We start from the raw sequence: 12,135 nt of genomic DNA, 5'->3' as shown, positions 1-12,135 counted from the left end.
AGGGGCACACTGGGTGAGGAGGCGTTTGTGTCTTGAGGGATGAAGAGGTGTTTGTGGCTGGAAGATGAGGGGACGTTGTTTTAAGGGAATGAAGGCCTATTGCCTGGGAGAGGCTATTTAGTAGGGGGGTGGGAGTTTGACGGTGGAGGATAGGACGAGGATTGAGTTTGAGGGGAGTGATGGGTATGGAGTATATGTGGGGAAAGGGGTGAGGGCTGAGTTGACGGGCGTGACGATTACGGGAAATGGGTATGGGTATGGGATAGAGGTAGCAAAAGAGGGAGCTGTGTGGTTGAAAGGGACGCATTTGAGAGATGTCGCAAAAGGTATGACTGTTAAGGAGGGAAGTTTTGTACGTATGGAGGGAGGGGAGATTACTTTTAAGGGAGACTATGGCATTAATCTTATAAGCGGGTATGCTTTTTTAGGAGAGGTCAATATCGAGGGAAAGGAAACAGGACAAGAGGGCATCAAAGTTAGTGCGGGAATGCTTGATCTGTACAAGACAAATGTAAGGGGTGTCTATAAAGGTATGACTGTTTGGAGGGGAGGTATTCGCATGTTTGGAGGATCGGTAGAGTTTACGGGAGATTACGGTATTGATCTTACAAGGGGGTATGCTTTTTTAGGAGAGGTCAATATCGAGGGAAAGGAAACAGGGCAAGAGGGCATCAAAGTTAGTGAGGGAATGCTTAATCTGTACAAGACAAATGTAAGGGGTGTTGATAAAGGTATGACTGTCACAAAGGGGGATGTGGTCATGGTTGAAGGGTCGGTAGAGTTTAAAGGAGAGCATGGGATCAGTCTTACAGGGGGGTATGCTGATTTAAGAGGGGTCAATATGACTTATAAGAGTGATGGTCTTAATGCTAACTTCATCAAGGTTGAAGGGGGAAAAGTTCTGGCAGAAGGCATAACAATCACAGGAAATGGAGGTAAGGGGCAGGGTGTCAAGGTAGCAAATGGGGGAGCTGTGTGGTTGAAAGAGACAAACTTTAGCAATGTGAGAAGTGGTATGACTATTTCAGAGGGATCTGTGTTTATGTTTAAGGGGGGTATTACTTTTAAGGGAGAATACGGTATCTATCTCAGTAAGGGACAGGCTTTGTTAAGTGATTTCAACATTACAGGACCAGGTGGTACGAGCAAAACTACAGCTACAGGTATAGGGGTAGTGGTGAGTAGCTTAGGAGAAGTCATGATGAGGGATGTGAATATTTCTCAGGTTGAAATGGGAGCAAGGGTGACGAGTGGATTGCTGGTGATGGACAAAGGGGGCATTACTTTTAAAGGAGACTATGGCATCAATCTTGTAAGCGGGTATGCTTTGTTAAATGGGGTTAATATTAAAGGGCCTGGTAGTGGAACGGGGATAGAGCTGGGGTATGGGCAGGTGTTGATGAAAGGCACAACTTTTACCAATGTTGATAAGGCTATGACTGTTACACAGGGGGATGTCAAAATGGAGGGAGGCGAGATAACATTTACAGGAGAGCACGGGATTCTTCTCAAGCAGGGTGGGGTTGCTTTAATGGGGGTTACGATGACTTATAAGGGGAACAGTACTACAGCTGATTTCATTAAAATCACGGGAGAGGATACTACAAATGCTGTAGAGGCAGTTGATCCTAAAACGAGGAAAACATTTACACCAAAGAGTGCCGTGGTGGTGGCAGCAAGCTTAAAAATCGATGGAAGTGGTCATGGGCAGGCCTTAAATGTTACAAATGGGGGGAGAGTTGTTTTGGTGAATCCAACTTATACGAATGTTCACACTGGCATGACTATTACAAAGGGTGCTGTGCAAATGATCGAAGGATCGATGGAGTTTAAAGGAGGGCACGGCATCTATCTCAAGAGGGGACATGCTTTGTTAACAAATGTCACTATGACTTATAAAGGTCATGAGAAAAATACTACTTTCCTAAAGGTTGAGGCAACGAAGGTTTTCAATACTGCAGATATTATAGGGACAGGCATTAAAATCGACGGAAAGGGGTATGGACAGGGGGTTTATGTGGCTAATGGGGGGCGTGTGATGTTACAAAGTGCGCTCCTTTCTAATGTCATAAATGGGGTGAGTGTGGCTAATGGGGAATTCTGGATGAAGGGAGGGGAGATTGCCTTTAAGGGAGACTACGGCGTTAGTCTCTCAACGGGGAAGGTTGTCTTAAAGGGTGTTATTATGGAGTATAAGGGGAATAACAGGGGCGCTAAGGGGGCTAATACTGCTTCTCCAAACTTCATCAAGGTTGAAGGAAAAGGGGCAAATCTTGTAGCAATAAAGGTGATGTTCACAGGAAATGAAGCACGACAGGGGGTAAGGGTCGCAAATGAGGGACATGTGACGCTAAAACAATCGCATGTTCCTATTCAACCTACCATTCATATCACACACAACCTTATTTTATAGTTTATACTTATTTATGTTTTCAGGTATGTTTTTTTTGCATTGTGTGTGAGTGTTTTGTTTATTTTTTCTTGTTTTGAGTAGAAGGCCTTCAGGGGGATTTTGTTTAGGGGGTTGAGACGTTCAGGTATGATTTTGTTTTGATTTTCTTTTTTTTTAAAGAATAGTTTTTCTCTTTTAATCTGAAAGGTTTCAAGAGCATAGTGGGTTATGGTTATGCGTCGTGTGTTCAATCATCATGTTTGTTTCTGTGTGTTATCGACAGCTATTCTAGCTGGTCTTGCTCTTATGACTTCTCAGAATAAGGTCTATGCTGCACAGAATTGTAAGGGGGTGGCTGGTGGTGAGGATAATGGTAAGGAGCCAATTGTGTGTGATGGTGGGAAAAATGGGACGGGGTGGGGTAATGAGGGTGGATGGGGTGAGCTGAGTGGTAAGAGAGATATAGATATGAGTGAGCACTCTGGTCAGGCTGCTGTGACGGTGTACAATGGGAGTGGGAGGGAGACAAAGATTAGGATAAAGAGTAAGCTGACGGTTACGAATAAGAGTGGTAAGAATAATAATCCGGCGATTAAGGTGTATAATAAAGGGGAGCTGGTGTTGGTGGATGCTGATGTTGCAGAGGTGCAGAAGGGGATAGTGGTTGAGGGTCCAGGGTCTTCTGTTATGGTTGTTAAGGGGACGATTGGGGTGAGGGCAAAGGGAGGTCCTGTGATTGAGGTAAGTAATAATGGGAAGGTGATGTTGAATGAGTGGGTGACGGTGGGGACGGTTAGTGGGAATAACGCGGGAGAGGTGGTGATTAATAATGGGGGGACGGTGCAGTTGAATGGGCAGAGTTTTAATAATGTCACGACGGGGATAAAGATTAAGGGGACGAAGGGGACGGCTAATGTAAGAGGGGGGGCGACGATTAATTTAGCAAGTAGTGGGACGGGGTTGGAGGTGGAGGGGCAGGCGAATGCTGATGTGATGGATATGACGATTACGGGAAAGGGAAGTGGGACGGGGGTGTTGATCAATGGGAGGGGGACGGTGACGGTGACAAAGGTGACGATGAAGGATGTTGCAATGGGGGCAAGGGTGACGGGGGGGAATGCGACGGTGATGATGATGAGTGGGGAGATTAGGGGAAGGGGGGGAAAGGGGGTGGTGATGAGTGGGGTATATGCGTATGGAGGGAGGATCCATTACCTTTACAGGAGGGCATGGTTGATGTATTACTTTAACGATTACAAAAACGCTACAGAATATTCTACCTTACGGTGTATTTTGTGTCTTTTCTATACTTAATCATTTAGTGTATTTATTTTAAATTGATTGATATCATCAAGTAAATTACGAAGTCCACAAAGAACATGAGAAAAAATTGCCTCACCTGCTTTGGGTGTTGCTTTACTTGCATTTCCTGCTGCTCCTCGTGGGTTAAGATCACGCATTGTCCACCCAAAGGCATGAGGTCCATAGGCACGCAAATACTTATAATTAGCAATCATATCAGCTTGCTTGTTATAAAAATTTTCTGCCTGTTCCATCTGTACTTTTTCTGGTGCTAAATAGAGCATTAGGGAAGTTTCAATAAATCCTCCATGGATATCAAGGTGATGCTCAGATGGCTCTATTAAGCCTTTCGGTAAACCAAAACGATGCCAACTTGTTGCTACTGCAAGCATTGAAAATCGTTTTCGTAATTCAGTAATGACAATACTTATTAAAGGTGAATTGCCTCCATGAGCATTTAGAAGAAGAAAACGCTTGATACCTTTACGGTAACATCTTTCACCGATATTAATCCAGCGTTCTATTGCATCAGAAAAGGTGAGTGTTTGTGTGCCAGGAATATCCATATGTTCTATAGAATAGCCAATCTTTTCTACCGGTAATAGTTTAATATGAAATTGCCCTTTTATTTGTAAAATGAGTGCTTTTGCAAAAGCTTCAGCAATGATCCAATCAGTTTCAAAAGGAAGGTGATTTCCATGATATTCATGAGCACCTAAAGGTAAAAGAGCAAGAGAAAATGTATCAGATATCATAAATTCATTATCAAATAGAGAGTAAATAAATTACAAAGTGCATCCAGTATGATGGAGTTATTTTTTTAAAATTTTAATTCATATATGCAAAAAAGGCAAACTGCTTACTCGACTCTTTGATCAAGGTTTTATTGTGATATTAATTGGTCACTATAATCATCAATTAACACATAACGATAATCTTAATATATTATATCAATATGATGATTAATTAAAGTTAGCACAAAGTAAATCTGTAAGCAGATGAATGTATAAAACGTCTTATATTAATATTCTAGAGAATTTATATTGCTTGATTAAAGTAAATTTCATAATTTGTGAACCAAAAATATAGATATGAAGTATTGCGAATTAATTTTAAGAAATGAAAAACTTACCCAACACAAATATATTTTCCTAACCAAAAAGGAAATTACGCAGATTACGTGGATGGTTTTAAATTATCAGATCGAGAATTTAACTTGATACAAACAGAATTAACGCGGGAGTCACGCCGGTTTTTGGTCAAACAAGGTCATAGTTCTGTGGTTACAGAACTAAATCTACGTGGATTTGATGATGAAATAGCCATTTTAAGCGGAACAACCAAGAATGTTGAATTACTGGAGACAATCATGAGCGAAGTGGGTGAATCTCCAGAAAAATGGCTTCCGCTCTTTCAAGAAAGGCGAAAACAATGAGGAAAATTTTACTAACAATAGCGCTTTGTACAATCTCTTTTGGGTTAACATCGAATGTACTAGCACAAATGCCCACGTTCGATGCAGCAGCTGTTGCCAAAATGATAGAACAATTAAAACAAGGCAAACAACAGCTTGACCAATTAACTTCTCAAATCGATGAAATGAAGAAACTCTAGGCTCTTTAAATGGAGCTACTAATTTATCTGCACTTCAAGAAATGCTCAATAATAAAGAAATTCAAGCTGCCTTACCCTCCAATTTTGGTGATTTTGAAAAATTGTTAGACGGAAAAAGTGGAAACAGTGCAAAATGGGAAGAAAAGCTTTCGTATAAAAAACCAGCAGGTGGTGCAGGATCAAAAGAAGCAGTTGATGCTTTCTACGAAGAAGAGGTTAAAAAAGCTGAACAATGCAACCAGGGACAAGCAGCCACAGGCGAAGCTGTTTATGCATCAGCTAATGAAATGAAACAAACTATCGAAGAACTAATTAAAAACTTAACAATGCACAAACTGTCGGGGAAGTTCAAGGTATTCAAGCGCAATTAGCAGTTACCCAGGCAGTGTTGCAAACACAAGTCTTACAAATGCAGCTGCTGCTATGATTCAACAAGCTGAAGCTGAGGCTGAAGAAAGACGTCTTTATGAAGAATTTAGTGAACGATACCGAGACTATGCCAAACAACTTCGTAGTCATTAAATAGAAAAAGAAAGATACAATCATGAATAAAATCATTATGACAACACTGCTTCTTTGCACTGGGTTTATCATTGCAGGCTGTGAAAGAACTTATAGTGTGGAGGAATTTTAAAAAAATGAAAAATTGCTCGAAGAATGGGCAATTAAATGCATGATGGGAAATACTTCCAAAAATTGTGACAATGTATGGGAAGCAGATAAACAACTCAGTAAGGAACGCGGAGGATTTTAAGCCAATGAACAAAATCATTCTAACAACACTGCTTTTTTGCACTGGACTTATTATTGCAGGCTGTGAAAAAACTTACAGTGTGGAAGAATTTAAAAAAAATAAAGAATTGCGTGGAGAATGGGACGCAAGATGCGGATTTTCTGGACAATCTAAAAATTGTCAAAATATGCGACTAGCTGAGCGCGAGCTTGAATAAGAACGTCAGAAAAAAGCAGACGAAAAATACCAAAAATGGGTAGAGGAGTTCAATAAAAAGGCAGAAGAACTTAAAAAAAATCGAGAAGAATACGAAAAAGCTCAACAGAAAAAAGAATCCCACAACGAGTAATATGAGAATACGCAATGAAATGAACTCATAAATAAAAGGGATATCCTATAATGGCAAAGAAATTCCTCATATATACACTATGATAGACCAGCGTTTAGTGGGTACTCTGAATGATATAATGGATAAAATCATTGTAAATCTTTCATCGTCTTTATTTACTCCACTATCCCTGTCTTGTACAATCTACATTGCATTTATGGGATACAATGTCATATATGGTCGTTCTTCCGTGCCATTATGGGATTTTATAGCTACAGCTGCAAAACTTACCATCATTATTACACTCACAACAAAAGCTCCTAATTATAACGCCTGGGTTAGAGATATATTTTTTACTGATCTGCCTAACGTCATTGCAAATGTCACACAAGGAGCAGCATCTTCCGGTGAAAATGTATGGGATAATATAATTAGAAATGCTGCTGCACACGCTTTTAACGGAGCAAACCAGTATACAGGATGGACTAAAATTGGTTTGTTTATTGTTAACTGGCTTGCTGGTTTTATCTGTTTAATTATTATGGGCTTTTTTTGTACAATTGGTTTTATTGTTGCAAGTTTTGCTAAACTTGGCCTTTCCCTTGTCTTATCATTAGGACCACTTTTTATAGGCCTTTATATGTTTTCAACAACCAAACGATTCACAGAAGCGTGGTTAGATCAAGTTGCAAATTTTGTCATTTTGCAAGTATTGGTGGTTCTAGTTGGTAATTTGTATATAAATCTTGCAACAGAAGTCCTTGCAAACAATATATCATAGTTTCTCTGCTTCAGTTTCTCGCGATTGGTATATGTGGAATTTATCTCTTTATCCATTTACCTGGCATTGCATCAGCTTTAGCCACTGGTGGCGCAAGTCTCGCAGGAGCAACACATTTAAGTCACCATACTGTTAGAGCAGCTAGTAAAACAACTGTCTTTGCAGCTCGTGCAGGTATGCGTGGTGCAAAAGGTTTAATATCAAAATTTCGAGGAGGATAAATAACAAATGCAGGGTTTTAAGAATATTGGGATCATTTTACCGCTCGTCTGTTTTATGAGCAGGTGTGCGTCTTTTCAGAATACAGCAAAACCATTACCGAAATGTAATGGATATGTTGAGCGACCGTTAAACAAATCAATGTGGAATTGGGAAGGGAAAAATCCATCTTCTACTCCAATCATGATCAACAATGATACAAGCGTCAAATCATCAGTGCAAAATGATAGTTTTGATATGGCTTTAGCTGAAAAATCAAAACATCATGAAATTGAATCATATAAAAATTGCGGGTAAATAAAATGAAAAAGAAAGACGTTGAGCTGTACATTACTGAAGCGCGATTATTCGATCAAGATCGAATAATCATATCCCGCCGTATTACGCGTGCCTCGCTTGCTATTGCTAGGGTAGAAGTTATAGTTGCAATTGTCTCTTCATTAGCTGTTATAGTGCTTGTGCCACTCAAAACAGTTGAACCATTCGTCATCTGCGTTGATAATTCAACGGGTATAGTTGAAGTGGTTGAAGCGTTAAAAGAAAGCCCCGCAAATTTTGATGAAGCTGAATCTATCACACGCTATTTTACCGCAAAATATGTTCGTGCTCGTGAAGGGTTCAATTTAAGCGAAATGCAAAATAATTTTAAGACGGTTTCTTTGTTATCTTCTTTTGAAGAGCAAGGTAGATTTGCTGAATGGTATGGTACCAAAAATCCACAAAGTCCACAATTTTTATATAAAAACGCTGTTGCAACCATTTCTGTAAAATCAATTTCGTTTATCAGTAAAGATGTCACCCAGGTTCGTTATTATAAAACAGTTCGTGAAATGATACTAATAAAGAATCCATTACACATTGGGTAGCAACTCTTACTTTTGGATATGTCAACGCCCCAATTTCTACGCAAAATCATTTGGTGAATCCTCTTGGTTTTATGGTTCGTGAATACAGAACTGATCCTGAAGTGGTGAATTAACAATGAAGCAAATTATATTTTCTTTTTTCCTCAGCATTGTGGTCAGCTCTTTTTTAAACAATATGAGCTATGCTAGTATCTCTCCTGTACGTGCACCTAATGACAATAGAATTCGCTTTGTCAATTATGATGCCTATAATGTCACAAAAATCATTGGATCTATACGCTCATCTGTGCAAATAGAATTTTCCCCTAGTGAGGAAATTGCACATGTTGCTATTGGAGATAGTGTTGCATGGGAAGTGGCACCGGCTGGAAACATTATTTTTCTTAAACCACGAGAAGTTCAGCCTATTACAAATCTACAAGTCATAACAACACGGCGTGATGGGTCAAAGCGGTCTTATCAATTTGAATTGATAGTTAAAAATGGAGAAATTTCATCTGAAAGTGAAACATACTTCCTTGTAAAATTTCGCTATCCTCAGGATGAAGTAGCGCAAAGACAAATTGAAGCGCAACTCAAAAAAGATAGAAAACAAGCATTATATGTAGATGAAGCCTTTGGTGTTTATGAACAACATGGGCTAAGAAATTGGGCTTATTCAGCTCAAGGAGCGGTTATTCTTAAACCTGTATCAGTTTATGATAATAGCAAAACAACCACTTTTACTTTTTCTGACAATCAAGAAATTCCCGCTATTTATATTGTTGGAAGTGATGGTAAAGAATCCCTCATTCCTACAACAACAAAAGGCAATATGGTCGTTGTGCATGCTATTAGTCACCAATTCATTTTAAGACATGGAGCAAATGTTTTATGTGTTTTTAATGAAGCCTATCAACCTAAAGGAAGTAATCAAAAAATAAATACAGTTTCATCATTTTTAAAACGCAAATTCTTTAAGAAAAAAAGATGAAAGGAATAAATATATGCGTGACAATAATGATGAGATAATCACTGAAGATTGCAGAAAAATTGATAATAATCAAAATAGTATATCAAGCGAAACAAGAAAAAAAGTAATTATAGGGCTCGCCTTTTTAGGGTTTGGCGCCTACATGCTTTGGAATATATTATCAGCCTCATCAACACCAGATGATACAGAAAAAGAACCCAAAAAGGAAGTACAAAGCTTTAATACTTCATTTGCTCCTTTAGAACTAGCTTCTCCTGAACCAGAACTGCAAATTAGTCAAATTACGTTACCAATACCAACGCTGCCAGCTGAAGATATTAAAGAAGATCCATTACTTGAAGCAGCAAGACGTGCACCGGTTTTAGTTTTTTCTCGTGAATCTCATTCCCAAGACAATAAAACAAAAAGAGATAATTTTACTGAAACCAATAAAATTTCTGATCAGAATTCTCAAAATTTCTCTACTCTTTTAAAACCCACAAAAATAGAAAGAACAAAAGCAGAATTACTAGGCGATAGAAATTTTATTATTGCAATGGGAACATCTATTCCATGTATATTAGAAACAGCAATAAGCAGTGATCAGTCAGGTTTTACAAGTTGTATTATTAGTCGTGATATTTTATCTGATAATGGCCGCGTTGTTTTACTTGATAGAGGAACACAAGTTGTTGGTGAATATCGCGGTGGGGTTACAAAAGGGCAGAACCGGCTTTTTGTTCTTTGGATAAGAGCAAAAACACCCCACGGAGTTGTTGTTAATCTCGCATCACCAGCCACTGACAATTTAGGAAGATCCGGTTTTGATGGTGCAATTAATTCCCATTGGTGGGAACGCTTCGGATTAGCAGTGTTACGTTCTATCGTTAGCACAAACAACCTTGGCGAAGAAGCCGTTAGTATTGCTCTTGAAAATCAAATTAATATACCTCCTACCTTGGAAAAAAATCAGGGTGAGTTAGTGAATATTTTCGTTGCAAGAGATTTGGATTTTTCATCAGTTTACAAGTTGGCCGTTACAGAGAAAGAAAGAGAATAAAATCTTTATGCGCTTTGCCCCGAGCAATTTCTTTCTCCATTCTCCTGTTCGGTAAAAGTAAACCATCATGACAGCAACGAAAAATGCAGAACGGACCTCCGTTGTTTTAACAAAGTTAAAGCTATTAAATGATTACTTAAATGATGAAAGTTTGTTTGAAATTGTTATCAATCGTCCTGGCGAGGTCATGGTTGAAAGCCAAAATGGTTGGGAAACACATAAACTTGAAGAACTGACATATAGTGAATTGGAAGGTATAGCAAAAGTTGTTGCTGCTTATACAACTCAGAAAATCAGTGTAGAAAACCCAATCCTCTCAGCAACACTGCCCAATAATGAACGCATACAAATTGTAATGCCTCCTGCGGCTGCACCAAATACTATTAGCATGACAATTCGTAAGCCTTCCTCACGAACTTTTTCTCTTGAAAGTTTGCATGAAAAAGGTTTGTTTTCTGTCACTAAAAATGTCAGTTTTACCCCATCTGAACAGATGATTGGACGATTAGGTGAACTATCCGACAGCGAACAAGAATTAACGAAATTGTTCATTGCTAAAGACTTTAGTAGTTTTTTAGAAAAGGCCGTTATTGCGCAACAAAATATTTTAATATCTGGTAAAACAGGATCAGGAAAAACAACACTCTCTAAAGCTTTAATTGCAAAAATTCCTGAAGATGAGCGGATTTTAACTATTGAAGATACTCCCGAGCTTGTTGTTCCTCATCCAAACAAGGTGCAGTTATTTTATTCAAAAGATAATCAAGGATTGGCACAGGTTGGAGTTAAAGAACTACTTGAATCTGGATTGCGTATGCGACCAGATAGAATACTCTTACAGGAATTGCGTGATGGTACAGCTTTTTACTATATTCGCAATGTCAATTCCGGGCATCCAGAATCAATCACAACTGTTCATGCTTCATCCACTCTAGCAGCTTTTGAACAAATGACACTTCTTGTCAAGGAAAGTGATGGGGGAAGCGATTTGGCACGCGAAGACATCCGTTAAGCCTGAGTTGTTGATGAAGTTGAAGATTGGGTATTGAGTTTCTTTTTTAAATATTTTTGAACATATGATACTAGGGCGTTATAAAAATACCATCATTTTCAAAGAAATTGAAACGTTTCAACAACTTTTGTCACAAGAAGATATGCATATACAAGATGCTGCACACTTTAAGATATATGAGCGTGCAAGCAAGCAATTGCGTCGTTTGTGAAGTGATTTGTGTCATTACGTTTGCGATGTTTGTTAATGCGATGGTTCATTATTACTTTTTGATAGAGGGAATAGCATAGTATTGTAGCTTGTGTTTTTTTGTATGCCAATAGTAGAGAGATGGTAAGTATCCTTAAGAGAGTTTTCATTAAAATAGAAGTTGTTAACAAGCATATAAGAGTTATTGCTAATGCTCCATAGTATCCATTGATCGCCGAAGCTTATAGTTTCTATTATAGAAGAAGTCTTAGAGAATGAAAAAGCACGTCAAGCAATTGCATAGTGTATGTGTAGTTGAGTCATTTCAGCAAAGTTGAATGTGCAGTTTAATAACATTTGAGGAATGAATGATTGATGTGGGTATAAGGCAGTATGAAAGTCATTATGAGGCTTTGTAAACGCGTTTAGGTAACTACGCCTTTTCTATGTATGCGAAATTTTCAGGTATGTTTTTTTTTGCATTGTGTGTGAGTGTTTTGTTTATTTTTTCTTGTTTTGAATAGAATGCCTTCAGGGGAATTTTGTTTAGGGGTTTGAGACGTTCAGGTATGGTTTTGTTTTGATTTTCTTTTTTTTAAAGAATAGTTTTTCTCTTTTAATCTGAAAGGTTTCAAGAGCATAGTGGGTTATGGTTATGCGTCGTGTGTTCAATCATCATGTTTGTTT

The 12,135-nt window shown here is 38.6% G+C and carries 7 protein-coding genes and 4 pseudogenes; 10 read left to right on the top strand and 1 reads right to left on the bottom strand.

Annotated elements, in window-relative coordinates:
- Window positions 1-136 precede the first annotated feature (136 nt).
- Together J7R05_RS06480 and J7R05_RS06475 are read left to right on the top strand one after the other, a co-directional pair.
- Complete coding sequence (locus J7R05_RS06480) at window positions 137-2,413, top strand: hypothetical protein (RefSeq protein ID WP_208541677.1); 2,277 nt, start codon at window positions 137-139, stop codon at window positions 2,411-2,413.
- 213 nt (window positions 2,414-2,626) lie between these two features.
- A complete protein-coding gene (locus tag J7R05_RS06475; protein WP_208541676.1) occupies window positions 2,627-3,706 on the top strand; it encodes a translocation/assembly module TamB domain-containing protein in 1,080 nt (359 codons plus the stop codon).
- Here the strand turns inward: J7R05_RS06475 and J7R05_RS06470 are convergent.
- Window positions 3,703-4,449 (bottom strand): creatininase family protein, encoded by a 747-nt coding sequence (locus J7R05_RS06470; RefSeq protein WP_208541675.1) that lies wholly within the window; start codon window positions 4,447-4,449, stop codon window positions 3,703-3,705. The genes J7R05_RS06475 and J7R05_RS06470 overlap by 4 nt on opposite strands.
- A gap of 377 nt (window positions 4,450-4,826) precedes the next feature.
- Here J7R05_RS06470 and J7R05_RS06465 point away from each other — a divergent pair.
- The 8 genes and pseudogenes from J7R05_RS06465 to virB11 all read left to right on the top strand — a co-directional run.
- Window positions 4,827-5,129: pseudogene (locus J7R05_RS06465) on the top strand (transporter); the annotation flags it as partial.
- Window positions 5,093-5,679: pseudogene (locus tag J7R05_RS09660) on the top strand (type IV secretion system protein). The pseudogenes J7R05_RS06465 and J7R05_RS09660, both read left to right, overlap by 37 nt.
- 387 nt (window positions 5,680-6,066) lie before the next feature.
- On the top strand, window positions 6,067-6,258 hold the full coding sequence (locus J7R05_RS06455; RefSeq protein WP_208541674.1) for an EexN family lipoprotein: 192 nt from the start codon (window positions 6,067-6,069) through the stop codon (window positions 6,256-6,258).
- A gap of 211 nt (window positions 6,259-6,469) precedes the next feature.
- Window positions 6,470-7,371: pseudogene (locus tag J7R05_RS06450) on the top strand (TrbL/VirB6 family protein).
- A gap of 300 nt (window positions 7,372-7,671) precedes the next feature.
- Window positions 7,672-8,348, top strand: a pseudogene (locus J7R05_RS06445) (VirB8 family type IV secretion system protein).
- 2 nt (window positions 8,349-8,350) lie between these two features.
- A complete protein-coding gene (gene virB9, locus J7R05_RS06440) occupies window positions 8,351-9,208 on the top strand; it encodes a P-type conjugative transfer protein VirB9 (RefSeq protein ID WP_208541673.1) in 858 nt (285 codons plus the stop codon).
- Between the two features lie 13 nt (window positions 9,209-9,221).
- A complete protein-coding gene (locus J7R05_RS06435) occupies window positions 9,222-10,247 on the top strand; it encodes a TrbI/VirB10 family protein (RefSeq protein WP_208541672.1) in 1,026 nt (341 codons plus the stop codon).
- Between the two features lie 67 nt (window positions 10,248-10,314).
- Window positions 10,315-11,259, top strand: coding sequence for a P-type DNA transfer ATPase VirB11 (virB11, locus tag J7R05_RS06430; RefSeq protein WP_246468251.1), 945 nt, complete (start codon window positions 10,315-10,317; stop codon window positions 11,257-11,259).
- Window positions 11,260-12,135: the final 876 nt, after the last annotated feature.

The sequence above is a fragment of the Bartonella capreoli genome (assembly GCF_902813205.1).
Lineage (GTDB): Bacteria > Pseudomonadota > Alphaproteobacteria > Rhizobiales > Rhizobiaceae > Bartonella > Bartonella schoenbuchensis.
This window is presented reverse-complemented; position numbering and strand designations above follow the sequence as displayed.

Coding starts and splice junctions, on each gene's coding strand:
- virB11 (WP_246468251.1), top strand. CDS start 10,315: ATGACAGCAACGAAAAATGCAGAACGGACCTCCGTTGTTTTAACAAAG.
- virB9 (WP_208541673.1), top strand. CDS start 8,351: ATGAAGCAAATTATATTTTCTTTTTTCCTCAGCATTGTGGTCAGCTCT.
- J7R05_RS06435 (WP_208541672.1), top strand. CDS start 9,222: ATGCGTGACAATAATGATGAGATAATCACTGAAGATTGCAGAAAAATT.
- J7R05_RS06455 (WP_208541674.1), top strand. CDS start 6,067: ATGAACAAAATCATTCTAACAACACTGCTTTTTTGCACTGGACTTATT.
- J7R05_RS06475 (WP_208541676.1), top strand. CDS start 2,627: ATGCGTCGTGTGTTCAATCATCATGTTTGTTTCTGTGTGTTATCGACA.
- J7R05_RS06470 (WP_208541675.1), bottom strand. CDS start 4,449: ATGATATCTGATACATTTTCTCTTGCTCTTTTACCTTTAGGTGCTCAT.